The sequence below is a fragment of the Collinsella sp. LCP21S3_A9 genome, assembly GCF_052118785.1.
Taxonomy (GTDB): domain Bacteria; phylum Actinomycetota; class Coriobacteriia; order Coriobacteriales; family Coriobacteriaceae; genus Collinsella.
In genome coordinates, this window is sequence record NZ_JBQKGN010000001.1 from 178,280 (window position 1) to 204,823 (window position 26,544).

The window sequence follows — 26,544 nt, forward strand, 5'->3', positions numbered from 1 at the left end:
GACACCATGAAGACAACGTTCAAAAAGTCCGTACTCGCATTTCTGACATGCGTCCTGGCGCTCGCCTTTGCCCTGACGGGCTGCAGCGGCGGCGGCAAGGACCCCAAGGCCAACTTCGTCGGCAGCTGGGAACTCTCGGGTGGAACCCTGGAGGGCGAAGAGCTCACCGATGAGTACATGGATATGCTCAAGGAGTGGGGCCTCAACTGTATCCTGATCCTCGACGAAGACGGCACGGGCGTCCTCGACATGTTCCTTGAGGTCGCCGACCTGAAATGGGAGGCCAAGGACGCCACCACTGCAACCATCACCGCCGACGGCGATTCGCAGGACATGAAACTCAAGGACGGCAAGCTCGTCCTCGAGGTGGAAGGCGACAAGCTTATCTTTACGAAGTCCGACAAGGATCTGTCCGGTACGGTAAAAAAGGATCGCGAGGCGGCCGAGAAGGAAGAGGAGATCGATGAGGCCGTCGAAGACGACGACGTCCAGAGCGTCGAAATCTCCCCCGCCGTCACCGTCGCCGATGACGATCTGTGCACCATCACCATCACCGAGAAGTTCAAGGACGAATGGGGCGACATCGGCTTTGTCGTCAACATCACCAACAAGAGCGACAAGGACCTGACCTTCTACGCTCCCTCCGGCAAGACCAACGTCAACGGCACCATGAAGGAACCCTGGTTCTCGGCTAACCTGATGCCCGGCACCAACGCCACCGAGGAATTCACATTCTCGAGCGGCGAGCTTGACAACCTTGACGACCTGGTCAACACGACCATCGGCATCGACGCCTATCTGACCGATTCCTACGAGGACGTCGCCTCCTACACCGCAACCATCGCGTAGCGGCACGTAACATCAGCCACGGATTGGCGGACACATCCGCGCACTTGCCAGGCGGGGCCGCAGGAGTTGATCCTGCGGCCCCGTCGTTTTTATGCCGACAGCACAGCCGCACAAGCAGGCCGCCCGTCCTTTTCTGATGCAAAACGACGGGCGGTCTATCTTTACGGCGCCGGAACACGGCGAGCGCGTCGATTACGGGCGCTCCATGTTGGGGACGATGCTGCCCTCCGTTACCGCGCGCACGGCAAGACGCATGATGTTGTCGTAGCCGGTCTTGCTCAGAATCTCCGAGATGCGACGCTTGATGGTACCCTCACTCATAAACAGCTCGGCCGCGATCTCGCGGCGGCTTTTGCCCTCGCAGGCAAGGCGCAAAATCGACAGCTCGACATCGTCGAGTGCCGCCGTGCCCGAAAAAATGCTCTCGGGCGGCTTGGGAAACGTGCAATAGCCCGCCAGCGTGGAGCGCATCACGGCGAACAGCTCGTCGATACCAACGTTCTTGTACACAAAGCTATCGACGCCCGCCTCGCGAGCCTGATCGACAAAGGTGATCTCGGGCATGCCGGTCATGATGATGACGCGGCACTCGGGCAGCTGCTCCTTGATGCGCGCCGCCGCCACGATGCCGTTTGAATCGTGTTCGGTGCACACGTCCATCAATATCATGTCCGGGCGCTCCTTGAGCGCGACACCCAAGGCCTCGGAGGCATCGGCGATCGCGGCGGCGACGGTCATATCGGGCTGGTCGCCAACGGAGCGCGCCAGGCTTTCGCGCAGAATGGCCTGATCTTCGACAATTAACACGCGGATCATGAACTTCTCCTTTGGACCGTGGCGTTGGGGCTCAGCGGGATGGACACCGCAAGCGTAAAGGGCTGGGCGGCGTGGACTTCCAGGCCGCCGCCCAAATCTTGCGCGACATGCCTCATACCTGGGATACCCGTTCCCTCGCGATACGATACGGGGGCCGGGGACCCGTCGTTAGAAATCGTCATGCGCGCGACGGCGCCAGCATTCGTCCCCTCCTGCCACAGGCGCACGTGGACCTGATGCGCCTGCGCATGCCTGGTAGCATTGGTCGAGGCCTCGCGGATAATCTGCAAAAATGCGGCGGCGACACGCGCGTCCTCAGGCAGCGCACCCTCAACATCGATCTGCACACTCACCAAGCCAAAGGCGTGGACGATATCGCTCAGCTGCTCTGCAGGCTCGCTGGCACCGCCACTGCGCAAATCGGCGGCGATTGAGCGCAGCAACGGGTCAATCTGCTCGAGCGACTCATCATCCAGACGTCCCTCCTCCAAATAGCGATGAAGAATGGACAGGCGCTGGCCGATCACATCGTGAACGCGGGCACGCATACGTAGGTAGGCCGCATTGTCGGCAACCTTTTTGGCTTCTTCGATCTGGGCCTGGAGCTCTTGGCCAGCACGCTCAAGCAGGTGGTTGGCTTGCGCCAGACGGTCGTAGGCGTGTGCGTATTCCGTCACGTCCAGGCCGACGACGCGCTCGAACGGACGGCTCGAGACCGTAACGGAGTCACGCACGAACAGACGAATCTCGGAAGGAGAGATCTCGACCACGGCGCGATCCCTACCAAAGCGATCAAGGTCGATATGGGCGCGATTAGCGCTGCTTTCGGGCATTTGCATGCTCAGTTTGCGCAGGTCGTTCCATGTGCTGCTCATGTCGCCCAGGTCGGTGGGCATATGGAGCTCTACGAGGTTTTTGCGCATGCAGCGGTTCATGAGCAGCGGACGGCCCCTCGGGTCTAGATACAGGATGCCCACGGGAATCACGTTGATGGTCTCGATCGTCGAGAACATGGTGATATCCTCTTGGCGGTTACGGACGTCCATCAAGAGCGCCGCGATGGAACGGAACAGGAAGAACGCTCCCTCTGCGATAAGGACAACGGTCCACGCCGAGCCCATGGCAAAAACCACCGGTGGTGTAACGGCGACAACAAGCAACAGCTCGACCAGCATGACGGGACGACGATAGTGCACCATAAGTACCACGCCATAGGCAAAGATTGCGGCATTGAGCCACAACGCTCCGCCCATTGCCCTGGCGCAAACGTCAAGCGGCGCCACCAGATACGAGCCAGACGACGTGAACAAGATGAGCGCCGAAATCATCAGGTGAAGCACAAGACTCGCCTCGTAGGCGCAAATCACCTTACGGTTATAGGACGAGCGGCGCGATGCGATGAGCGGGACGTGGATCGTCTGCAGACACGCAGCCAGGGCAAAGACAACATCGAGCGCAACGATTTGGGGAAGTATGAGCGAAATCTGCATCGTCACTCACCCGCCCTCGGCATCAAGACGATCATGCGCAGCTGACCGGACTCGCCCTCAAGGCGGTATGCCACGTTGCGCCCTTGCAAAGCGCTTTCGAGCTCTTGCGCAGCGGGCGTCTGCGAAAGATCTTCATCATCGTTGGAAAAAAGTGTGGCGCGCAGCTCGACGCTGCATCGGTCATGGTCGCCCAAGTGATACATAAGTGCCGGATGATCGGTGGCGTAGGCAAAAAACGCAAAGTCATACACGCAGTCGTACAGCGCGCTTACCGTACTGGCGTGCATCGGGCGCCGTATGGCAATAATCGAGGCGCAATCGACATCGATCGTGCGCAGGTCGCTTGCGAGCTCGTTGGCAATGAGCTGAATGCGGTCGCGGTCAAAACCGCTCTCCCCGTGCCGCGCCAACGTGAGCGACCCCTTCCGTTTGCAATAGGCAACGAGCATCTTGGCGCGCTGCAGCATGCGGTAACGCTCGCGCGAAGATTCCTCGTCAGTCAACGGCGGCAGCGAGCTCAACAAGTCGTACATCTCTTCGAGCGCGCGGGCAAGCGCCTGGTCCACGTCTTGGACTAGCAAGGTCTCGGCCTCTTGATCTGCCAAATGTGTCTTAAGGTCGTAGTCGGCGGCAAGCAGCTCGTTTTGGCGTTGCAGCTCCATGCGACGATGTGCCAGTTCGCGATTGAGCTCGTTGAGCTCCGATACGTCTTGGGCAAGCAGGGCCGATCCCCCCAGCAGCGGAAAAGCACGATACATCACATCGGGATCGGACGCCACGGTAAAGGCATGGGCGCGGGCGTGCTCCTGGTTCCGCAACTCCTCGCGCACGCCTACCGGCATTGGCTTTGACACCGGCGTGGCATAGACCTCCTGCAGGTCGCGCGTTAGAACTTTGAGGTCAAGCGGCAAGGTGTCGAAGATGCCGGCGATATCGTGGTACGACGGAATGACACCGCAATCGAGACAGATTTCCATCGCCACCACGCACAGGATGCAATAGACGAGCGAAAAGTTGAGCCTCCATGCCCAGGGCACGCGCAGAGCATATGAGATGGCAAAGAATGCGCCGCCCAGCAGCACGAGCGCCGCCATGCCCGAGAAACGTTGGATGCGAAAGGACGAGGACCGACCAACCAGGATAAAAAAGGCCACGAAGTTAAAGGCCGTCCACACGAGGAAGGCGAAATAACCCGGGCCGTACGTGTAATCGTTGCTCCAGGTGTCGCTTGTACGGTCAAAGCGGAAGACCTGCTGGTGAAAATCGTTGGTGAGCACAAATCCGATAAGCAGGATGGCCGCAATCCACAGCGCAGCACGGTAGCGGCGACCCAGGCGGCGTTGCTCCAGGCCCGCAAGGCGCAGGCCGCAGAGCTGGTAGAGCAGCGGAATGAGCGTCATGGGCACGTAGTACAGGTACCACAGCAAGGTGGCATAGAACGGCGTGTACGACTTGTACTTGAGAATGACCTCGATCATCCACAGGGCACAGATGGTGGCGATGGCAACAAGGCGGCGGCGCAACACATAGTCCAAACAACGCAGATAGACCAACACGCCCCAAATCGAAAATACAATTGCGGCGACAAGCAGCGGGAGAGGGCTCGAATGGGTGAGCCCATCCACGACCTCTTCGGACACCTCGCTATAGGCGGGCACGGCGTTAGAAAGTTTGGGGTCGAAGGCGAACAGCACCGGCAAGATTGCCAAAAGCATGAGGAACAGCGCGGTGATGGCGCCGGCGATAGCAAAGACGCGGTGACGGTACACCTGATGCGTTATGCCAACAAGGAATCGCGGCATGGCGAAGAGCCTGCCGCCCCTGGGATCCGCAACCGGAGCGGTCCGGGCGGCCGCGTGGCCGATATGTCGCTCGCGGGTACTCATAGTCCCTTTAGTGTACCGACAGGCGGGTCCAAAAAGCGGGCCGCATGTCCCAAAATCCGCAGACGGCAAGACGCCCGGCGAGCAATAACTACTCGCCGGGCGCCTTGGTTAGAAGGCTATGAAGTTGAGTGTCTCAGCTTCCTTAGGACAGGTCCTCACCATTAGAAGCAATAACCTTCTTGTACCAGTCGAAGCTCTTCTTTTTGGAACGCTTGAGGGTACCGTTGCCGGCGTCGTCGCGGTCCACATAGATAAAGCCGTAGCGCTTGGACATCTCACCCGTGCCGGCAGACACCAGGTCGATCGGGCCCCAGGTGGTGTAGCCCAGCAGGTCAACGCCGTCCTCGGTCACCGCATCGCGCATCGCGGCGATATGCTGGCGCAGGTAGTCGATACGGTAGTCGTCGTTGATGGAGCCATCCTCCTCGACAACATCCTTGGCGCCCAGACCGTTCTCGACCACAAACAGCGGCTTCTGATAACGGTCGTACAGGTCGTTGAGGGTGACGCGGAAGCCCAGCGGATCGATGGCCCAGCCCCACTGGCTCTCCTGCAAGTAGGGGTTCTTGGCGCCGGCGAAGGCGTTACCCTGGGTGCGCTCGACATCGGGGTTATCGGCACCGGCAGAGCAGCGGGTGCTGTAATAGCTAAAGCTGATGAAGTCGACGGTGTTAGCGGCCAGGATCTCGCGGTCCTCGTCCGTCATGCCCACATCGATGCCTAGACGCTCGAGCTTCTTGACGGCATATGCCGGGTAGTAGCCGCGGCTCTGGACGTCGACGAAGAAGTAGTTGTCCTGGTTATCGAGCTGCGCCTGGCGCACATCGCCCGGACGGCAGCTGTAGGGGTAGTAGCTACCCGCGGCGAGCATGCAGCCGATCTTGATCTCGGGGTCGATCTCGTGGGCGATCTTGGTTGCCCAAGCGCTGGCGACGAGCTCGTTGTGGGCGGCCAGGTACTCGACGGCCTCCTTGTTCTCGCCCTCCTCAAAGACCAGACCGGCACCCATAAACGGCAGGTGCAAGATCATATTGATCTCGTTGAAGGTGAGCCAGTACCTCACCAGCCCCTTGTAGCGGGTAAAGATCGTGGTCGCGAGGTTCTTGTAGAAGTCGATGAGCTTACGGTTGCGCCAGCCGCCGTACTCCTTGATGAGGTGAATCGGGCAGTCGAAGTGCGTGATGGTCACGAGCGGCTCGATGCCGTGCGCCTGACACTCGCGGAATACGTCCTCGTAGAAGGCCAGGCCAGCCTCGTTGGGCTCGGTCTCGTCGCCGTTGGGGAAGATGCGGGTCCAAGCCAGGCTCATACGGAAGGTCTTAAAGCCCATCTCGGCAAAGAGAGCGATGTCCTCTTTGTAGTGGTGATAGAAATCGATGCCGGTCTGCGCGGGATAGTAATAGCCGTCCTCGAAGTCGAGCATTTTACGCTGGCCGGAGACCACCGCATAGCGCTCGGGGCCGTGCGGAGCCACGTCCACGTTGGCCAGGCCGCGGCCGTCCACGTCGTAGGCACCCTCGCACTGGTTGGCAGCCGTTGCGCCGCCCCACAGGAAGTCATTACGGAAAGCCATGTATCAATCCTTTCGCACGCTGTTGTCATAGGCTCAGTATCTCTGCAAACAACGCGTCGCTCAACGGCAGTGGCACAGGCCGATACTTCTTTTCGCGCGCAGGCGCCCGGCAGCCACCCCGCCTGACACTTTTTGATACCCGCCTGTCCAAGCCGCCACAAAGGGGACAGGCGCCTTTGTGGCGGTTTGGGGCGATTTGTCTCGATCTGTAACAGGTAGGCCGCCAAAACCGGGCCAGGTGTTACAGATTGAGATTGTTCGGCCAGTCCCATGCAGTTTGTCTAAATCTGTAACAGGTAGAGACGATTTAGCCCGCTAGATGTTACAGATCGAGACAGAAGATTCTAGTCGCAGGCGATGTCGAGGTTCTTGCCGATGAGACCTACGTAGCCGCCTTCGCTCAGCAACTCATTTGACTGAATAGGAAAAAAAGGAAAAAATAGGAAAAAAAGGAAAGGAGACTTATGACTGAAACCATCTTCTCCCCCTCATTTGGAAATCGCCCGTCCTATCTGGTGGGACGCGGGAGCGTGATTTCGACATTCATCTCCGGCCTTGAGCAGGAGCCGGGCAATCGAGACCGAGCCATGCTCATGCTCGGCCAGCGAGGCAGCGGCAAAACGGTTCTGTTGTGGGAACTTGCCGATCGCGCCCGCAAGCTCGGCTTTGTTGTCGCCACGCCCACCGTAGCCTCCGAGGATATGCTCGAGCGCATTGTTGAGAAAATCCAGGAAGCGGGCGAGCCTTACGCCAACAAGCATCGTCTCCCCAAACTTACAGGTGGCAGTTTGAGCGTCTTCGGTTTCTCAGCCGGCCTCGAGTTTACGCGCGACGTACAGGAAACTAAGAGTTTCCAGTTCAAATTCACGCAGTTGGCACGCAAGTTAACCGAGCAGGGACACGGCATCCTCATCCTCATCGACGAGCTCCAGGCAAATTCACCCGAGATCAGACAGCTCGTCACCGCCTATCAAGAGCTGGTCGGCGAGGGACTCAACGTCGCGCTCGTCATGGCGGGCCTCCCGGGAGCAGTCTCCGCGACACTCAACGACCGCGTACTGACATTTCTCAACCGCGCACGCAAAGTCACGCTCGAACCGCTTTCAGTCGGAGATGTCGATGCCTATTATCAGCGGGCTTTCGAAGAGCTCGACCTTGATATTCCAGGCGATCTTCGCCTCCGTGCCGCTCGTGCAACCCAAGGATCGCCCTATATGCTACAGCTCATCGGCTACAACATCGCCAATCGCTGCCAGGCAGGAGAATACGTAACGCCAGAGCAAGTCGACGGAGCTATCGAAGCGTCAAAGGCCGATTTCGAAAACGATGTTTGTGAAACGACGCTCGCCGCGCTATCGGACCAAGACGTCGCGTTTCTCGACGCAATGACTGATGACAAAGACGGCGTGTCGCGCATCTCCAATGTGGCCGAGCGCATGTCAGTCACACCCGACTATGCGCAAAAGTATCGCCGACGCCTCATCGACGCCGGCGTTATCGAACAGGCACGCCGCGGTTACGTGCGTTTCGCTGTTCCATATATGGCTGACTATCTGCGCAGCCAGCTCTAGACAGCCACCACAATGGGGACAGGCACCTTTGTGGTGGCTGGGGGGGCGGTATGTCTCGATCTGTAACAGGTAGAGACGATTTAGCCCGCTAGATGTTACAGATCGAGACAGAAGATTCTAGTCACAGGCGATGTCGAGGTTTTTGCCGATGAGACCTACGTAGCCGCCTTCGGCTGCCTTGGGGCTGTCAGCATGGCAGAGAACCCACTTGTCGGCCTTCCAGTAGCAGTAGCTGTCGCCGGCAGCAGGCATATCGGCCGCAGCCTCGGGACGCGGACCGTTGGTGCCGGCGGGCAGCGCCACCATCACCTGGAAGCCACCGTCGTCGACCATGCACGGCGTGTAGTGGAGCGTGGTGTTGAAAACCTCGACGACCTTGCCTGCCGGCACGCGGAACGCCTTGACGCACGCGGTATCGAGCTTGCCGCCCTCGATCTCCCAGCGATGCGCCACGAGCAGGATAAAGTCGCGTGCACCCAGGTTGAACTCGCTCGCGCGGTGGTACTCCAGGCAGTTGAGACGCGTGTTGTGCCCGTTGCACCAGCCGAGCTGGAAGGGGCGGCCGCCAAACATGAGAAAGCCAAGCTTGTCGGCATCTTTGACACCCTCGAGCTCCGGCGTACTCGCTACGTACTTACTGCCCTCGGGGATGGGCGTAGCGGAGAGTGCCTCGACGAGTGGAGCGGTCAGGCCGGACGGGACGTCGTCCCACACGCGGCCATAGGACTTGAACTCGGGATCGTTGACAGAGTAGATATGCATGTTCACTCCTGTTCGTAAATGTGACTATACGAACATTCTAGAACAAACATGAGCGATTTTGAACGCTCATCCAGACCACTCAACAAAAAGGCGCCCCCGCATAAGCGAAGGCGCCAATGCGCGCGTTTTGGGCGATAAAACCCTTACGCCTGCTGATAGTGCAGGTGCTTCCCGTCGATATCGGCCAGGTCGCGGTCGAGGTAGCGGCGCGCGAGCCAGTTTGCCATGGGAAGGTTCTGGTCCAGGTAGTTGCCGCACTCCTCGGGAGCGGCTCCGGGGACATCGCCCTCAAAGTCGGCGACAAACTCAAACAACTCACGCACGAGCGGCAGGATCTCCTCGCTCGTCACCTCGCCAAACACGACCAGGTAAAAGCCCGTGCGGCAGCCCATGGGGCCAAAGTAGACAATGCGGCTCGACCACTCGGCATGGTTGCGAAGGAATGTCGCGCCTAGGTGCTCGATGGTGTGGCACTCTGCCGTGTTCATGACCGGCTCCTTGTTGGGCGTGGTCAGGCGCAGGTCAAAGGTGGTAACGACAGCGGCGGTCGCCGGATCGCGGTCGATGCGGCTCACATACACGCCGGGCTCAAGCAGCAAATGGTCAACGGAAAAGCTCGCGATACGCTCCATGGCAGATCCTCTCGATAGTCAATTTGGGACGGGGCTCTTTTAGCTGGTTCGAATGGTCGCACCAATCATACCAGTCAAAAAAGCCCCGTCCCAAATGAGCTGCCCGAGACGGGGATCAATGAATTTTTAATCCCGTCCCAAAAAATCATGCTAGGCAGTGTACGAAATGGTCGCGTCGACGGCTTTGCCGCCCTGCGGCCCGGCGTTGCCTTTGCCTAGATCTCACGCACGCTCTGACGCTCGACAAAATAGGTCGATACGGCTGTCTTGCAGGTATAGCTCTTGGGATTGCGGATGTTGCCCACCAGGCGGCGCACCGCGATCTCGCCCACCTCGTGCTTGGGAACGTGCACCGTGGTGAGCGGCGGGTTGGAGAAGGCGCCCAAAGACAGATCGTCAAAGCCGATGATCGAGACATCCTCGGGCACGCGTATGCCGTGCTCGTTGAGCGCGCGCATGGCACCCACGGCGAGCACGTCGTTTTCGGCAAAGAAAGCCGTCGGCAGGTCGTCGCGCGAGACGCTGTCGAGCCATGCGCCCATGTCGCGATAGGCGCCCTCGAGCGTGGTGCCCAGCGTAACGCGCCATGTCGGGTTGGCCTCAAGGTCTGCGTCCTCAAGCGCTTGGCGATAGCCGCGCTCGCGATCCTTAAAGTTGCGGATGCGAAGGTCGCCTGCCAGATAGCCGATCTGCCTGTGACCTTTCTCGATGAGGTGATCCACGGCGCGCAGCACCGAGTCGGTGTTGGCAATGACCACGGCATCGAAGTACTGACGATCGCTCCAGCCATCGAGCACGATCAGGTGGGCGGCAGCGTTGGCAAACAGGGCGTAGTCTTCCTCGCCCAGCTCGGTGCCCATCAGCACGATAGCGGCGGACGGATCGGCGATCAGGCCCTCGACCTGCGGACGCACGGCGTCCAAGTCGCTAAAGTCGAGCGAGACAAAGCTCGTGCTCATGCCGTGACGACGCGCCTGGCGCTCCACGCCCTCGATGACCGCGGGATGGAAGGTGCTCTCGTCCAGAATGGCGCCCGTCTTGCGCGCGAGCACAAACTGAATGCTCTCGAGCTGCGTCGACTGCTGATAGCCAAGCGATTGCGCGCACTCCAGGATGACCTTGGCGGTCTCTTCACTCACGCTGCGCTTGCGGTTGAGCGCGTTGGACACGGTCGCAGGCGAAAAACCGGTGATGCGGCTGATCTCGCGAACACTTGCTTTGGCCATTGTTCCCCCTAGCAACGGCCGTGGCGGAGCATCGCAACTTGATGACTCGACAACTAAACGACCGCAAATTCAATCTAAACAGAATAGTAAATGTTTATGAGCTAGTTTAGCCTGTTGTCAAGCGAAGTGGCACGACTATTCCCCCAACGGGCACATTTACTCGGTAGCTAAAAAAGCCCCGTCCCAAATTGACTACATGGGGCGGGGCACGGAAATCATCTAGCCAAGAACGCGGGCCATGCGCGTCTTGAACTCGGACAGGAAGCGCGGGGCATCCACGGTCAGCGCCACAAGCGCGCTCTTGTCCGGATCGGACAGGCGATGCTCGTCGCAAATGGTGCGGCCGCGATACTCGCCCAGCAGATCAACACGCAGGTTGCAGCCGAGCGCACCCACGAGCGTGGGGTCGATCGCCACGGCGACGGCCAGCGGATCGTGCAGCGCACAACCACCCAGGTAGGGTGCGTTCATCTCGTACGAGCCAATGTAGTGCTCGACCATGCTCGCAAACGCACAGCCCGCCATGGTGCCCGAGCCCGTCCATCCGGCAATGTCGCGACGCGTGAGCACCACGCGATGCGTCACGTCCAGACCCACCATGGTGAGCTTGCGGCCCGAGCGCAGCACGGCATCGGCCGCTTCGGGATCGCTTGCCATGTTGGCCTCGGCACCCGCGCTCACGTTGCCGGGCACGGTCAGGGCGCCGCCCATCACCACCACGCGGCCAATAGACATCACCGCCGCCGCATCGCGCTCCAGGGCAAGCGCCAGGTTGGAGAGCGGGCCGGTCGCTACGTAGACCAGATCGGGACCATAGGTGCGCGCGGCATCGATCAGATAATCGACTGCAGCGTTGCCATCGGCCGACGTCGCCCCCACCGGCTCATAGGGCGACGCGGGCACGCTCGCGCCGCCGATGCCGTTCTTGCCGTGAATGAGCGCGGTGGACGCCGGCGGCGTATAGGGCTCAGTCGCCTGCAGAGGACGGTCGGCACCCAGGTACACCGGCACCTCGGGACGGCCCAACAAGTCGAGCACCGCCAGGCAGTTGCGCGCCGACTGGTCGACGCGCACGTTGCCAAAACACGTGGTAATGCCCACGAGCTCAACCTCGGGGCTCGCGATGGCATAGGCAAGCGCCATCGCATCGTCCACACCCATATCCAGATCAAGGATCAGCTTCTTGGTTGCCATTGTTCTACTCCGCTTCTCCGTCTTGTACTAAATCGTCTAAACCAAACACGCGCTCAACTTCGGCGCGCGTGGGAATCGACTGCTGCGCGCCCAGGCGCGACACCGTCACCGCCGAGGCGCGTGCACCCGCGGCCATGCACTCAAAGAGCGGCAGGCCCTCCAAACGAGCCGCAGCAAGCGCACCGATAAATGTATCGCCCGCGGCCGTCGTATCGACCACCGCGCTCGAAAGCGCCGGCATGCGCAGCAGCTCGCCGTCGTCGCCGAGCGTAACCGAGCCGGCGCCGCCCAGCGTGATGACCGCGGCGCCGGCACCCTTGGCGAGCAAGGCATTGAGCGCCGCGACGCAGCTCGCATCGTCTGCAGGCAAGATGCCCGTCAGTACCTGGCACTCAGTCTCGTTGGGACAAACCAGGTCGACTGCAGGCCAGACCTCCGCAGGCACTTCGCAGGCAGGCGCTGGATTAAAGACCGTATAGAACCCCAGCTCGTGAGCGCAGAAAAGCGCCTCGACGGTCGCCACAAGGTCACATTCGCCCTGGGCGATAAAGACGCTTCCGGCAGCCGGGGCAATCTCGCTGGCGTTACTATCGAGCTCATCGGCCACCAGACGCCTCAGCGCTCGGGCAACGTCCTCGCCCGCAAGTGCATGGTTGGCGCCCGGCGACAGCACGATGCGGTTATCGCCCTCACAGCGAATGATGGTCGCCGTTCCCGTCTCCACGTCGTCGCGGCGCGCCACAAAGTCACAGTCCACGCCAGCATCTTGGAGCCCCGCCACGAGCGACGAGCCAAACGCGTCGCGGCCGACCGCGCCGATCATGCACGTGCGCGCACCCATGCGCGCAGCTGCTACGGCCTGGTTGGCGCCTTTGCCGCCGGCGTTGGTGATAAACCCGCTGCCGCCGACGGTCTCGCCCGCACGCGGCATGCGCTCGCACGCCACCGAAAGGTCCATGTTCATGCTGCCGAACACCGCAACGATGCCGCAATATGCCATGGAAACCTCCTCGTCCGCGGGCTCTGCACCCGCTATCGGCCGTCAATCGTGCACTCTCGCACCTCTATAACTTTAGTTCACTTTGATGTGGACGCGCGCTTGAGCTTACGCCAGCAGCAAGCATTCACAGGAGTAGGCGGCTACAATGAAAGCGTGCTGATTATTCTCGTCATTGGATGATGTTTTATGGAACAATTCCCGCGATCGAGCTCGCGCAGCTCACGCCATGCGAGCGATCAACAAGCGCTGCACGAACGTTCGCGCACTAACCGCCAAACCACCGAGCCGCGCCGCGCTGCAGGCTCCCATCGCTCGCCCGCCAACAAGGGCGCCCGCACCGACAGCGCCGCAAAAGAACAGGCGCCCACGCGTCCCAAATCTCGCTACATCCCCGCCCTCGACGGCCTTCGCACGCTCGCCGTTGTCGCGGTGGTGCTCTATCACCTCAACCTCACGTGGGCTCAGGGCGGCCTGCTCGGCGTCACGATCTTCTTTGTGCTCTCGGGATACTTGATCACGCGCCTGCTCCTCAACGAAATCGCAAAGACCGGTCGTATCGATCTCAAGAGCTTCTGGATCCGCCGCATCCGTCGCCTGTTCCCCGCCGTGGTAACCGTCGTGGTGGCGACCTGCGCACTGTGCACTGTCTTTAACCATGTGATGCTCACCAAGATGCGCCCCGACATCCTGCCGTCGCTGCTGTTCTTTAATAACTGGTGGCAGATCATGCAGGACGTTTCGTACTTTAACGCCCTGGGCGACCCCTCGCCGCTCACGCACTTTTGGTCGCTTGCCATCGAGGAACAGTTCTATCTTATTTGGCCGCCACTGCTGTTTGCCATGGTATCCATGCATGTGAGCAAGCCCAACACGCGCCGCGTGGTCCTGGGCCTCGCCGCGGTATCCGCCCTCGCCATGATGGTGCTCTACAACCCCGCCACCGACCCCAGCCGCGTGTACTACGGCACCGACACCCGCGTGTTCTCGTTGCTGCTGGGCGCCTGGATGGCCTTTATCCCCGACCGCGACCTGGCGCCTGCGCGCCTTGTCCGCCATCTGGGGCTCGACCGACTGGCCGGCGCCGCCAAGCACGGCAAGTCAAAGAGCGACACCGCCGAGGCCGCCACGACAAAGCCAAGTGAGCTCGCACGCTTTTGGTCCTCCCCCGCATCCATCGATTTGATGGGCGTCGTTGGCCTGGTCGGACTCGCCGCCATGGTCGCGCTCACCAACGGCTATACCGCGTTTCAGTATCGCGGAGGCACGCTGCTGTGCTCCATCCTCACACTGATGGTTATCGCGGCATGCGTGCAGCCCCAGGGCATGGTCGCACGGGCCTTGGCCGCCGAGCCGCTCGTATGGATCGGCAAGCGCTCCTACAGCATCTACCTGTGGCATTATCCGCTGCTGCTCCTCATGAACCCGGTCGCCAACATTAACGACACGCCCTGGTGGCACTACATTTTGCAGGTGTTGTTGGTGGTCGCCGTGGCCGAGTGCTCCTATCGATTTATCGAAACGCCGTTTAGGAAGGGCGCTTTTGGGCGCACTGTTTCCGAGCTCCGCGACGGCACCACCACGCCCGCCGGCTGGGTGCGCGCACATGTCCCCACCTGCGCCGTTTGCTCCGTCGTGCTTGTTGTGGCGCTGGGCGGCCTGGTCTTTGTGCCCGACACATCCGCGCTGAGCGGCGAGGGCGCCGAAATCCTAAACAAGGAGGCCAAAAATGCAAAGCCTCAAGATCAACAGGCGGCCGATGACACCGACAAAGATGACGACGGCTTCCCCGACGGAGCCTACGACCTGCTAATGATTGGCGACTCCGTGTCCCTGCGCGCCGTCGATGCCTTTGACGGCGTGTTCCCGCACAGCCACATCGATGCCGAAAAGGGCCGCCAGTTTGATGCGGGCCGCGCGACATTTGAGGGCTATATCCAGCAAAATCTTGCAGGCAGGATTGTGGTCTTTGCGCTAGGCACCAACGGCCTGGTAACCGATGATCAGATTGATGCGATCATGGCCGACGCCGGCAGCAAACGTATCGTGGTATTTGTGAACACGCGCAGCCCGCAGCCGTGGGTCGGGTCCACGAACCAGGCCATCGCCAACGCCGCTACGCGCTACAAGAATGTACGCGTTATCGACTGGTACGGGCACAGCGCCAACCGCAACGACCTGTTCGATGGCGACGGCACGCACCTGTCGACTACCGGTGTGACCGAGTACCTTAAGCTCATCCACGATGCCGTCAAGAAGGACCTACCCGTGCACCCCGAGGACCACGTTAACGATCCGCAGCCGGCGGCTGTCAAATCCGCTGCCGAGGCACTCGTCAACGCCCTCGCCTACAAACCGCACAAGCTAGGCACCGACAAGTAACGCACAGCCAAATCTGCTTACAATCCGGCACTTGGGACCACTTCCGCGACTTATAAAGCCGCCTCTGGGCTGTTAATTCGCCCCAGAGGAGGCTTTATAGCTGCACATCGGTATATAACTAGCACCCTATAGCAGACAAAAACAGGCCGCAGCCCATGGCGGCGGCCTGTTTAGAGTCCAAGAGAGGTGCTACGCGCTGTAACCCATCGCTTGCAGAACAAACATGACGACCGTCAGCACCGTAATAACGCCGATAGTCGCCCAAGTGAGCACATTCCACACACGGCCGTTGCGGTTGGTGCCCATAATGTGTCGATCGGCGGCAATAACCACCTGGAACACCAGAACCACGGGCAGCAACACGCCGTTGATGACCTGCGAGGTCATCATAATCTGGAACAGGTCGACGCCGGGCATGAGCACCAGCACGGCAGAAATGCCAATGATTGCCGTAATGATGCCGCGATAGACCGGGGCCTCGTCCCAGCTGCGATCGGCACCGCGTTCCCAGCCAAACGCCTCGCAGATAGCGCTGGACGTAACGCCCGGCAGCACACAGGCGGCCAAGAAGCTCGCCGCGACCAGGCCCGAGGCAAACAGCACCGTGGACCACTGGCCCGCAATGGGCTCCAGTGCGCGGGCAGCGTCTGCAGCATCGCTAATCTGAATGCCCGCGGGGAACAATACCGTACCGGTCGTGATGATAATAAAACCAGCAATGACATCGGCGGCAATCGAGCCGCTCACGGTATCGATGCGCTGCAACACGATATCGTCCTCGCCCGCATTCTTATCGACCACGTTGTTCTGTGCCAGGAAAATCATCCAGGGCGCGATGGTGGTACCGATCGTCGCGACCACAAGCGACACGTAGCTGGGGTCATTTTGAATGTTGGGTACAACCAGATCGACCGCCACCTCGCCCCAACTGGGACCAGCCATAATTGCAGCGACAATGTAGGTCACAAACACACAGCTCACCAGCAACAGAATCTTCTCGATGCGCTGGAAGCTACCCGACATGGTAAGCATCCAAACCATCAGCGCCACAAGCGGCACCGAGATGCTCGCCGGCACGCCAAAGAGGGCAAGGCCGCTCGCGATACCCGCAAACTCCGAAATGGTCACGGCTGTGTTGGCAATCAGCAGCGCCGCCATGGCCAGCACGCTCTTGCGCACGCCAAAGCGCTCGCGAATGAGCGAGGCCAGGCCCTTGCCCGTCACGCAGCCGCAACGCGCCGCGGTCTCCTGCGTCACGATGAGCAGCACGGTCATGACGGGAAGCATCCAGAGCATCTTGTAACCATAGCTGGCACCGGCGCTGGAATACGTGGCGATGCCGCCGGCGTCATTGCCCGAAAGCGCCGCCAGAAGGCCAGGGCCCATGGCACCAAAGATGGCCGCGATGGTCAGCTTTTGCTTGGTGCCCTGCTTTTGCTTGCTATTTTGCACGCGACCACCTAACCCATGACCGACATGGTGAGCAGCACCGCAGCGGCACAGTACGCCACGCACGAGATCATGACGGCAATGACGTTCATGGCGGTACCCGACGTATTGAGGTCGTGCTCGTCGCGCCAGAACAGCACCATCAGGTAAATCACAGCGCTCATGTTGCCAATCAGGCAGACGATAGCCGCGATGTTAAAGCAGCCGGTAAAGAGCTGCTCCTCAAGCATGGGCGCGTCGGGGAACGCCGTGGTGCGCACCAGCTGAGCGCACAGGTAGGTCACGAGCGACAGGATCAGGCCCATGCCCGTGCTCTGGAAGAAGAACCCCAGATACGGCTTGGGTTCATCGTCATGGCCGTCGTACTCCAGGAAGTAGTTCTTGACGAACGACACCATACGCGAGGCAGCCAGCAGCACGAGCGGCATGGCGCACATGGGGAACACCACCAGATGCGCGGAGCCCAGCGCCGTCCCCAGCACTGCCGCCATGATGCACGAGGAAATGCCCCACACGACAACCCAGTACTGGCGATGCACAAACCAGCTGAGCACATTCGTCGAGTCGTCGGACGCGCTATCGCCCGAGCCGACGCCTGCGATCTGCAGGTCCTCCTGGTGCTCCTCGGCGATAACGTCCATGGCGTCGTCGAAGGTCACAATGCCCAAGATGTGGCGGTTCTCATCGCAGACGGGGATGGCGACCAGGTCGTATTTGGTCATCTCATCCGTTACGTCTTCCTGGTCCTCGTCGGGCGACACATAAACCAGGTCGCGGTAGGCCAGCTGGCCCAGCGTGGCGTCGCGGTCGGCCACGATCAACGTGCGCAGCGAGAGCACGCCGGTCAGCATACCGCTCGGATCCTCGGTATAGACGTAGTAGACGCTTTCGAAATCCTCGTCGAGCTTGCGGATCGCCTCGATGGCGTCACCGACCGTCGCCGTGGCAGGCAGGGAGACAAACTCCGAGGTCATAATGCGGCCGGCAGTGTTTTCCTCATAGCCCAGCAGGTTACGAATCGCCTTCTCCTCCTGAACGCCCATCAGGCGCAGGAGCTTCTCGGCCTTCTCGTAATCGAGCTCGTCGATCAGGTCGGCGGCGTCGTCCGGGTCCATCATGGCCAGCATCGACGACGCATCCGTGTCGGACAGGCCCTCGAGCATCTCGGTCATGAGCTCGTCGTCATCGAACTCCGAGATGGCCTCGGCGGCCTGGGCGGTGTCGAGCTGCGCGAACACCTGCGCGCGCAGGCGAGGATCGAGCTGCTCGATAATGTCGGCAATGTCGGCAGGATGCAGCTCGCCGAGCGTCTTATGCGACACCGACAGCTGGATGTTCTTAGTCGATCGATCGAGCAGGTCCATGTAGGACCAGGCGATGATGTCCTCGCCGAGCGGTTTGCCCAGGTGCTTCATAAAGCCCTCGACGACATGTTCAAGAGCGGGGCTGATTGCGCGCAGCAGACCGCGGGCACCAACTTCGGCACCCAGCAGGCGCAGCTGATTTTCGCCCGACATGGAAAACTTGATGTCGTTTACGCGCACGACCTTCATGCCCTGCGTGTCGACGATTTGTTTGTTGAGCACGTCGCGCGCGAGCAGGAGTTCGGTCGGCTGCAGGTACGAAAAACGGATTTCGGTAGCCGACGTCTTAAGGTATACGCCCGTCTCGTCGATACGGTCGACCCATTTTCGCCAGCTGATCATAAACGGCGTCTTGCCGGGACCGCGGAACGCGAGCGACGTCACGTGCGGAAAAACTTCGCCGGTAGCAATGCCAAAATCGTTCACAACGCCGAGCTTTTCGCCATCGACGTCCAAGACCGGCAGCTTGAGCATCTCACTCAGATAATTCACTGGTGCTCCCCATCATTATTCCTTCGGACCGTGGCCATGCCGGCACGCCATCCGTGGACTTTTAGATATGTATACGCATGCGCGGGCGGCACACCGCTCGGCGCTCACACCCCGTGCATGCGCAAGAAGCACCTGCAAGGGGTCATCGACTGTATGGTCGAGGTTTGGATTTCACCTGCAACCTTTCTCTTGACCCTTGTTATCCGCAGTAACTATAGCATCAGCATCGCGCCGTGACGCCAAATTTATGCTCCAAACATCGCAGGCATACCAAACGCTGACGCATCCGTGACATAGTCGTTTAAAAACGTCCCCCATGACTAGTCTGCGGTGTCGTTATCTTCGGCGAGCTGGGGAAACACGGCGTTCTTGGGCATGGAAGTCTTCGTTAGCGAGGTGAGTTTTTTGCTCAGCGACGTATCCGTCTTCACCAAATCGCTCAACGTCACGATCTTGTAGCCCTTGGCGACAAGGCCATCGATGATCTGCGGCAGCGCTTCGAGCGTCTGTTCGGAGCACTCGTCGCTATCGGTGAACAAAACAATGTTGCCCGGAGTCACCGATTCGAGCACTGTCGAAACCTGTTCGTCGGCGCCGTTGAGCAGCCAGTCGCCCGAATCGATATTCCACGAGACCACGGCAGACACCAGGTCCATCGCATCGATCCAGTTTTGCTCGTCAAACGCGGCGTAGGGAGCACGCAGCAACATCGTCTCGACGCCGGTCGCCGACTTAATCGCCTCGGTGCCCTTCGTGATCTGCTTGCGCACCGCCTCGCGATCCTTGCCCTTGAGCGAATCATCGCTGTAGCTGTTGGAGCCGATTTCGCATCCGGCATCGACAATCGCTTTGGCAGTAGCGGGCGAGGCTTCCGCAGCATCGCCCGAAAGGAAGAACGTCGCCGTGACGCCCTTTTCCTTGAGCACCTGCAAGACCTGCTTGGTCGCGCCGCTCGGACCCTCGTCAAATGTCAGGGCCACGTACTTTTCGTTGCCCTTGGGCGCTACGCTCGCGCACTCGACTACACAGTCGGTGGCGGGCACGACCTCGCCGCGGTCCTGCGTCTTGCCCGACTGCTCGCCGACCCATACCTCGGAGCGGCCCCGAACGCCCCAGGTTTTAACGTATTCGATAGCGCCCGTGCCCTCGACCTTCAACTTGGGCTCAATGGTCGTGACCTGGACCTCGTGCTTCTCGTACGTGTCGCGGCCGTCTTTGACCGTCACTTTCTCGCCGCCCGTTAGCTCGCGGCTATTCCACTTGCCCTGCTTCACCCGTTTGCCGTCCACCTTCACCGACAGCTTTTCGCCGCCACGGCGGGTAAGCACGCTATCGTCGACAGCCAACAAGTCGCCGGCATCGTAGGTGTCGGTCAGGCCTTGATCATCGATAAGGTTCTGCAACGTGGAGCCCACGCGCACCGAAGCCTGCTCCCCATTGAGCACAATGTCCACGCTGCGATTGACATAGCCCACGACGGCAGCGATAAACAGCACGAGCGCACAGCCGACAGCGATGAGCGCATAGGGCAGGCGGGAGGGTCGGCGCGGTGAGCGCCCGTTGCCGATGCGCGCGCTGCGATCGCTAAACCCACGGCTATGGTTGAGGTACATCGCGCCGGGTTTACGGCGACGTCGACGCTGACCGCTGGGCAGCTGCCCCAGGTCGCGTCGCGCCGTCGGACGCGCACCCGAGCGCCCGTTTAAGTTAGATCCGTTTTGGCGCATGTGCCCTCCCCCATAAACACAGCGAGCCGGAGCAACATGTCTCCGGCTCGCCTCCCATCATTTGGTACGTCGCTATTTGCTAGCTTTTGACGAGCCCCCGCTCGCCTTTTGATATTCGTCCTTAAAGGCCTTGAACATACCGCGCGTCTTGCCGAGCTGCTTGCCCAGTGCGCGACTGCCCTTGTCCACGGCGACCGATCCCTTGTCATCGAGCACCTTGGCGCCCTTCTTGACCTTATCGCCCACCACGACACTGGCCTCGGCAGCCTTGGCGGCCGCGCCACCCGAATACCCGAGCGACTTGACCTCGTCCGAGACAATCATCGCGCCGTTCTCGTAGCCGCGCAGCATCGTCGGCGGCATCTGTGTGTCGCCCACCAGCACACTCGAGGCAGTGCCGGCGGTCACGTAGAACGTCTGCACGATACCCGAACGTGGCTTGAACTCAACGTCCGAGCAGTAGCCCACGACGTCGCCCGATTCCGTGCGCACGTCCATGCCAACCCAGATGATGCAATCGTCCAGGTTGATATCGAGGCGCTTGGCCGCGGCGGCATCGTAGGTGCCCTTGACATCGTCGACCGCGACAGCACCCTCATAGACGCCGATGGCATCGAGCGCCACAAATCGATCGGGGCGCTCGATCATGCCCGCGATATCGGACTGGCGAACCATAAAGCCCACCACGCGCGTACCGCCCGGGGTAAAGACCGGAAAGTGAATCTTGCCGAGCTTTTTGGGGCTGCGCGGCGTGCCGTCCTTTTTGGTGCGCTTGTCTTCGGCAGGCTTACGATAAACCTTGACGCCGACAAAATCCCCTGCGCGCATTATGCCTCGGTCGAGGGCTCCGTGGCCTCGGTGTCGGCCTCAGTGACGTTCTCGACCACGACGTCGGCAGCGGGCGTCACGTTGCCGCCCGAGATGGCGTCGTTGAGCTGCTCGCGAAGCTGGTCCATGCGCTCGCGGGCCAGGTCGACCTTGGCGCGCAGGTCATCGGTCTTGGCGTCGACCATCGGACCAAAGTCGTTGACCGCGGCACGAGCCTCCTCGGCACCGTGCTCGTAGGTGTCGCGCATGTTGTCCCAGGCATCGTTGGCGATATCGGCGGCCATGGCACGGGTCTCGGCACCCGAGCGCGGGGCCAGAGCAACGCCGATGATAGCGCCGGCGGCAGCGCCAAAGAGCGCACCGGAGACAAAGCTGAAAGTCTTTCCCATGATCATTCCTCTCCTGCGGGCACCTCAATGCCCACCGTTTGAATGCTGTCCATTATACCCGCAGCGCAACACTTGCCGTCGCGCTCATCTGCGTACGGTAAAAGCGCAGGTACATGATGGTGATAAGCGAGTGAGCCTACTCCTGCGGTATGGCAGGCATGGCCACCGTGGCGGCCGGGTCCTCGCCGGCGCCATCAACGAGCGGAAGCGCACCTTCCTGTGCGGGACCTGCCGGAACCGTCGCCGCGCCACCGTAGACGGCAGCGGGGGACTCGTGGCTCTCGGCGGTCGCGCCCTCGGTATCGATTGCCTCCTGCAGCTCATCGTCAAAGCTCGGGACACCCTGGGGCTCCGCGGGCTCGGACTCGACAGCTTCCTCAGCAGCTGCCTCGACGCCGGGTTCGGAATCGGCAGGAGCCTCGCCTTCGGCCCCGTCCTCGGCGTTTGCGGCGGCGATGGCCTCGTGCGGATCCTTGCCCTCGGCCTCGGCGCGCATGCCCAGCACCAGGTTGCGCAGGCCCGCGACCGTGCCCTCCACGTCAGGGGTAGGCTGGTCGGCGTGCAGATAGGCCCAGTCCATCATAAAGGTCGCCGAAGACAGCGCGCCGATGGCCAGCGCGTCATCGGGGCATGAAAGCTCAACCTCAAAGACACGCTCATCGTGCTCGCTTACGCGGGTACGGCCGCACGAAATGCTGCCGGCGAGACCGGTCTCGTTCATGAGCTCCACTGTCACGTGCTCCAGCAGATGGCAAAGCTCGGTCTGGCCCATGCAGTCCTGGAATTCACGACCGGAATCGCCTAGGCACAGGTGCTTGGCAATCGCGGGCACCAGATAGTACACGCGCGCCGTGGCCTCGATGTCCTCCGAGGTCATGAGCGGCATGCCGGGGTTCACCAGCACATGCGCGCAGATCTTGTCCTCGCTGACGGTGACCTTAAGGATGTTGAACAGGCCTGCCATAACTCTCCCCTACTCTTCCTTGCCCTACTCGTCGCCGTCGTGCGGGCCCGCAGAGCCCGCGCCCGGCGTCGCCGGCTTATCTGCCGAGGACTCGGAATCCTTCTTATCGGTTTCGGCCGGAGCGATCACGCGAATAAGCGAGATGCGCTGGCCACGCATCGACTGCACCTTGAACTTGTACCCTGCAACCTCAAACACCTCTCCGATGTCGGGCACCGAGTCGCAAAGTTCCAAAATCCAGCCGGCGATGGTCTCATAATCATCGCTTTCCTCGAGCGGCCAACCAAGCTCAATCGCATCATCGCACGAAAAACGCCCATCGACGAGCCACTCACGGCGCGAAAGACGCGTGAGGTACTTGTTGTCGGGGTCGAACTCGTCCTCGATCTCGCCCACGATCTCCTCGACGATGTCCTCGATGGTAATGATGCCAGCCGTGCCGCCGTACTCGTCCACGACCACCACGATCTGGTCGTGCGAAGTCTGCATCTCGGACAGCAGCGGCAGGATGTCCTTGGTGTCGGGCACAAAGGTGGCGTCGCGCAAATAACCGGCGATGGGCTGGTCGCCCTCGCCGTCGAGCGAGGGCTGAATCAGGTCCTTGATGTGCGCGATGCCCGCCACGTTGTCGGGATCTTCGTGATAGACGGGGATGCGGCTAAAGCCGGTCTGGCGCATAGTGGACAGCACGTCGGCGACCGTCTCGTCGTCCTCGCACATGGTGGTGTCCACGCGCGGCACCATAACCTCGCGGGCAACGGTATCGCCCAGGTCGAAGATCTCGTGGATCATACGCTTTTCCTCGTCGAGCAGGTCGTCCTGCTCCGAGACCATGTACTTAATCTCTTCCTCCGAGACGTTTTGGCGATCGTCGGCGCTCTTGATGCGCAGGATGCGGGCCAGACCATCGGAGCAAGCACCAGTCAGCCACACGAGCGGACGGGCGATCTTTTGGAAAAACGACAGCGGCCCCACGACCTGCTTGGACACGCCTTCGGCATTGGCCAGACCAATGCGCTTGGGCACAAGCTCGCCAATCACGATGGACACGAAGGCGACCGCAACGGTGATGATGACCGGCGCCAGTCCGCGCGCGATGGCAGAGAGCGGCGCGATGCCAAAGCTCATGAGCCACGTGGCGAGCGGGTCGGACAAGCTCGTCGAGGCGACGGCGGACGAGGCAAAGCCCACGAGCGTGATGGCGACCTGGATGGTGGCGAGCAGCTGGTCGGAGTCGGCGGCCAGCTTAACGGCGCGCTCGGCGCGTTTGTCGCCTTCCTCGGCCTCGTGCTCCAGCACGGCGCGCTTTGCCGTGGTGAGCGCCATCTCGGACATAGAGAAGTAGCCGTTGATGAGGGTCAAAACGAGGGTGGTGATAAGGGAGATGGTTATGTCCATCGGGAGTTTCTCGAACCTCCAAGATTCGGGACGTTAGGTAGTAAGCGTAGATAACGGATAGGGCAGTTGCGTCCGGCGGCCGCTTGGATGGGTCCGCAGGCACAGACGTGATCGCTAGATTACGAAGAGGATCACCGCCATGAACTGGAAGATACTGCCGGCGAGCACCCACAAGTGAAACACACTGTGCAGGTAGCGCACGTTTTTAGCGATGTAGAACGGCACGCCCACGGTGTAGCACACGCCGCCGACAGCGAGCAGGGCAAGTGCCACGGGGTTGAGCAGCGACACGAGCTCGGGCAGCTTAAAGACGACGAGCCAGCCCATCAGCAGGTAGACCAGGCCGCTTACCCAGTGCGGTTGACGCTCGCGCATAAAGCACTCGAGGGCGATGCCGATAATGGCGATGGCCCATACGGCAAAGAACAGCATAGGGCCGCCATCGTTTGCGAGCGTGATGAGGCAAAACGGCGTATAGCTGCCGGCTATGAGCAGGTAGATGCAGCTGTGGTCGATGATGCGAAACACGCGCTTGGCGCGTGCGGGCTGAATCGCGTGGTAGAGCGTAGAGGCTAGGTATTCGAGGATAATGCTGACGCCATAGACAATCGCCGCGGCCATGTGAGCCGGGCCTCCGCCGCGAAGAGCGGCAAATACGATCAGGAGCACCAGGCCCGCGATGCCCAGCAGGCAACCGACACCATGGGTGACGGAGTTCATGATCTCCTCACCCACCGTGTAGTGTGGAACGGCCGCGGTCTTGGGTCGCGGCTTAGAACTGTCGCTCGAATCGGACATGCCGGTTACATCCTCCAACGTAAAGAGTTCTCAACACTATATCAAAGCGTCTGGGTACGTGCGAAATTTGCACCATACGTGACCCCTTGTTTACCCATTCTTTTCTTGTTGACGCATCAACGGCGAACAATCATGGTTGGTTACAGCGCTGGAGGACCGTTTTGGCTCCCGCCTTCGGAAGTATGCGGCAAAATCTGGAACTGCCGAGCAGACCGCAGTTTTACCAACAATTTATCAGGGTTTTGTTGCCAAAAACGCCTTGTGGTCGGCGGTATTCGACTTTCCCCGCACTTCCGAAAAGCCGCCCGTGAGCGCTGTGCTCGCGGGCGGCTTTTGCTCGAATTACGCCACAAAGGCGCTTATATTGTCCAATAGCTAGGCGCTATTTGACCTCGATAAGCTCGTACTTACTCGTGCCCAGGCCGATCTTCTCGGCGTGCGCGATGCACGCGCGCCAGTCGGTGTCGGGATGCGTGATGCAGAAGGGGTCACGCGCCTGCTCGCCCTCCAGATGCTCGTGGTTATGCTCCATCTTGGCCGCGCTATCGGTGAGCTCGGTGTTGGGCAGCGGCTCGGACGCCATGACGGCATCGGCACAGGCCTGGTCGATGGCGACTGGGTCGAAGCTCGCGAACATGCCGATATCGTTGACGATAGGCGTATCGTTTTCGGGATGGCAATCACAGTTGGGGCTGATATCCATGGCAAGCGAGATGTGGAAGCTCGGGCGGCCGTCGACGACGGCCTTGGTGTACTCGGCGATCTTGCAGTTGAGCACGTCGGCCGCGGCGTCATAGACGGGCTTGATGGCGTCCTGGTTGCACACGCCGATGCAGCGTCCGCAGCCCACGCAGCGATCGTGGTCGATGGCGGCCACGTGCACCGTGCGAGTAGCGCCGCTGGCAAGCTCGCGCTCGCGGGTGTCGTCGAACGAGATAGCGTTGTGCGCGCAGATCTTTTCGCAGGCACGGCAGCCAATGCAGTGCTCGGTCGCGACGTTCGGCTTGCCGGCGGCATGCTGCTCCATCTTGCCGGCACGGCTGCCGCCTCCCATGCCCAGGTTCTTCATGGCACCGCCAAAACCGGCCTGCTCATGGCCCTTAAAGTGGGTGAGGCTAATCACGATATCGGCATCCATGAGCGCCTGGCCGATCTTGGCCTCGCGCACGTACTCGCCGCCCTCGACCGGGACGAGCGCCTCGTCGGTGCCCTTGAGGCCGTCGGCGATGATGATCTGGCAACCCGTGGCATACGGGGTAAAGCCGTTCTGATAAGCGGTGTCGATGTGCTCGAGCGCGTTTTTGCGGCTACCGACATAGAGCGTGTTGCAGTCGGTGAGGAAGGGCTTGCCGCCCAGCTCCTTCACGACATCCGCGACGGCGCGGGCGTAGTTGGGGCGCAAAAAGCTCAGGTTGCCCAGCTCGCCAAAGTGAATCTTGATAGCGACGAACTTGTTCTCAAAGTCGATCTGCTCAATACCGGCGCGGCGGATGAGGCGCTTGAGCTTGTCGAGCTGGCTCTCGCGAGCATGCGTACGCAAGTTGGTGAAGTACACCTTAGCGGATGCTGCGGGTGAAGTTGCGGTCATAGATCTATCCCCTCGGTCTATATGGCGTTACAGACATAGAGGATGGTACCCGTTAAAGCGGGGTCAAAGTCAAGTACGGCGCCTAGTCATTGGGGACGTTCTTAAATGAGTGACTACTCATTGGGGACAGACTTAAATGACTGAAACCACTCATTGGGGACGGACTTAA

General features: G+C 60.7%; 21 protein-coding genes. 3 read left to right on the forward strand and 18 right to left on the reverse strand.

Going from position 1 to position 26,544, the window contains the following annotated elements; translation table 11 throughout:
- The first annotated feature begins 6 nt into the window (after positions 1-6).
- The gene (locus ACTQ05_RS00755) at positions 7-849 is read left to right on the forward strand and encodes a hypothetical protein (RefSeq protein WP_441537716.1); all 843 of its coding nucleotides are present in this window, start codon (positions 7-9) and stop codon (positions 847-849) included.
- Between the two features lie 192 nt (positions 850-1,041).
- Here the strand turns inward: ACTQ05_RS00755 and ACTQ05_RS00760 are convergent, their stop codons facing one another.
- The 4 genes from ACTQ05_RS00760 to ACTQ05_RS00775 all read right to left on the reverse strand — a co-directional run bounded on the left by ACTQ05_RS00760 (position 1,042) and on the right by ACTQ05_RS00775 (position 6,614).
- A complete protein-coding gene (locus tag ACTQ05_RS00760; protein WP_441537717.1) occupies positions 1,042-1,665 on the reverse strand; it encodes a response regulator transcription factor in 624 nt (207 codons plus the stop codon).
- Positions 1,662-3,161 (reverse strand): sensor histidine kinase, encoded by a 1,500-nt coding sequence (locus tag ACTQ05_RS00765; RefSeq protein WP_441537718.1) that lies wholly within the window; start codon positions 3,159-3,161, stop codon positions 1,662-1,664. Before ACTQ05_RS00765 ends, ACTQ05_RS00760 begins: the two co-directional genes overlap by 4 nt.
- A complete protein-coding gene (locus tag ACTQ05_RS00770; protein WP_441537719.1) occupies positions 3,158-4,957 on the reverse strand; it encodes a histidine kinase N-terminal 7TM domain-containing protein in 1,800 nt (599 codons plus the stop codon). Before ACTQ05_RS00770 ends, ACTQ05_RS00765 begins: the two co-directional genes overlap by 4 nt.
- A gap of 226 nt (positions 4,958-5,183) precedes the next feature.
- Positions 5,184-6,614, reverse strand: a complete 1,431-nt coding sequence (locus ACTQ05_RS00775; protein WP_441537720.1) for a 6-phospho-beta-glucosidase — start codon at positions 6,612-6,614, stop codon at positions 5,184-5,186.
- A gap of 464 nt (positions 6,615-7,078) precedes the next feature.
- Here ACTQ05_RS00775 and ACTQ05_RS00780 point away from each other — a divergent pair, with 464 nt between their 5' ends.
- Positions 7,079-8,185: an ATP-binding protein gene (locus ACTQ05_RS00780; protein WP_441015332.1), complete on the forward strand. Its 1,107-nt coding sequence runs from the start codon at positions 7,079-7,081 to the stop codon at positions 8,183-8,185.
- A 117-nt stretch (positions 8,186-8,302) separates the two neighbouring features.
- On the opposite strand, the gene ACTQ05_RS00785 is transcribed toward ACTQ05_RS00780, so the two are convergent.
- From ACTQ05_RS00785 to ACTQ05_RS00805, 5 genes are all read right to left on the reverse strand, one after another.
- Positions 8,303-8,947 (reverse strand): DUF4867 family protein, encoded by a 645-nt coding sequence (locus ACTQ05_RS00785; protein WP_441537721.1) that lies wholly within the window; start codon positions 8,945-8,947, stop codon positions 8,303-8,305.
- Positions 8,948-9,090: 143 nt separating this feature from the next.
- Positions 9,091-9,579: an S-ribosylhomocysteine lyase gene (locus ACTQ05_RS00790; protein ID WP_441067439.1), complete on the reverse strand. Its 489-nt coding sequence runs from the start codon at positions 9,577-9,579 to the stop codon at positions 9,091-9,093.
- Positions 9,580-9,794: 215 nt separating this feature from the next.
- Positions 9,795-10,805 carry a LacI family DNA-binding transcriptional regulator gene (locus tag ACTQ05_RS00795; protein ID WP_427793677.1) on the reverse strand — a complete coding sequence of 337 codons (1,011 nt, stop codon included), beginning with the start codon at positions 10,803-10,805 and terminating at the stop codon, positions 9,795-9,797.
- Positions 10,806-11,024: 219 nt separating this feature from the next.
- Complete coding sequence (locus tag ACTQ05_RS00800) at positions 11,025-11,999, reverse strand: nucleoside hydrolase (protein WP_441048962.1); 975 nt, start codon at positions 11,997-11,999, stop codon at positions 11,025-11,027.
- 4 nt (positions 12,000-12,003) lie between these two features.
- Positions 12,004-12,999, reverse strand: coding sequence for a ribokinase (locus ACTQ05_RS00805; protein WP_441537722.1), 996 nt, complete (start codon positions 12,997-12,999; stop codon positions 12,004-12,006).
- A gap of 186 nt (positions 13,000-13,185) precedes the next feature.
- Here ACTQ05_RS00805 and ACTQ05_RS00810 point away from each other — a divergent pair, with 186 nt between their 5' ends.
- Positions 13,186-15,378, forward strand: coding sequence for an acyltransferase family protein (locus ACTQ05_RS00810; RefSeq protein WP_441537723.1), 2,193 nt, complete (start codon positions 13,186-13,188; stop codon positions 15,376-15,378).
- 189 nt (positions 15,379-15,567) lie between these two features.
- Here ACTQ05_RS00810 and ACTQ05_RS00815 read toward each other — a convergent pair whose 3' ends face one another.
- The 9 genes from ACTQ05_RS00815 to ACTQ05_RS00855 all read right to left on the reverse strand — a co-directional run bounded on the left by ACTQ05_RS00815 (position 15,568) and on the right by ACTQ05_RS00855 (position 26,375).
- Positions 15,568-16,764 carry an Nramp family divalent metal transporter gene (locus tag ACTQ05_RS00815; protein ID WP_441537734.1) on the reverse strand — a complete coding sequence of 399 codons (1,197 nt, stop codon included), beginning with the start codon at positions 16,762-16,764 and terminating at the stop codon, positions 15,568-15,570.
- Between the two features lie 74 nt (positions 16,765-16,838).
- Positions 16,839-18,683 carry a magnesium transporter gene (locus ACTQ05_RS00820; RefSeq protein ID WP_370450605.1) on the reverse strand — a complete coding sequence of 615 codons (1,845 nt, stop codon included), beginning with the start codon at positions 18,681-18,683 and terminating at the stop codon, positions 16,839-16,841.
- Positions 18,684-19,003: 320 nt separating this feature from the next.
- Positions 19,004-20,410 carry a polysaccharide deacetylase family protein gene (locus tag ACTQ05_RS00825; RefSeq protein WP_441537724.1) on the reverse strand — a complete coding sequence of 469 codons (1,407 nt, stop codon included), beginning with the start codon at positions 20,408-20,410 and terminating at the stop codon, positions 19,004-19,006.
- A 72-nt stretch (positions 20,411-20,482) separates the two neighbouring features.
- On the reverse strand, positions 20,483-21,238 hold the full coding sequence (locus ACTQ05_RS00830) for a PRC-barrel domain containing protein (RefSeq protein WP_427718078.1): 756 nt from the start codon (positions 21,236-21,238) through the stop codon (positions 20,483-20,485).
- On the reverse strand, positions 21,238-21,627 hold the full coding sequence (locus tag ACTQ05_RS00835) for a YtxH domain-containing protein (RefSeq protein WP_154516595.1): 390 nt from the start codon (positions 21,625-21,627) through the stop codon (positions 21,238-21,240). Before ACTQ05_RS00835 ends, ACTQ05_RS00830 begins: the two co-directional genes overlap by 1 nt.
- Positions 21,628-21,763: 136 nt before the next feature.
- Entirely contained in the window at positions 21,764-22,591 is an 828-nt protein-coding gene (locus tag ACTQ05_RS00840) for a cyanophycin synthetase family protein (RefSeq protein WP_441537725.1), read from the reverse strand.
- A gap of 24 nt (positions 22,592-22,615) precedes the next feature.
- Positions 22,616-23,989 carry a hemolysin family protein gene (locus ACTQ05_RS00845; protein ID WP_154516597.1) on the reverse strand — a complete coding sequence of 458 codons (1,374 nt, stop codon included), beginning with the start codon at positions 23,987-23,989 and terminating at the stop codon, positions 22,616-22,618.
- A 114-nt stretch (positions 23,990-24,103) separates the two neighbouring features.
- Entirely contained in the window at positions 24,104-24,787 is a 684-nt protein-coding gene (gene trhA, locus ACTQ05_RS00850; RefSeq protein WP_427747617.1) for a PAQR family membrane homeostasis protein TrhA, read from the reverse strand.
- Positions 24,788-25,169: 382 nt separating this feature from the next.
- The gene (locus ACTQ05_RS00855) at positions 25,170-26,375 is read right to left on the reverse strand and encodes a DUF362 domain-containing protein (RefSeq protein ID WP_441537726.1); all 1,206 of its coding nucleotides are present in this window, start codon (positions 26,373-26,375) and stop codon (positions 25,170-25,172) included.
- Positions 26,376-26,544: the final 169 nt, after the last annotated feature.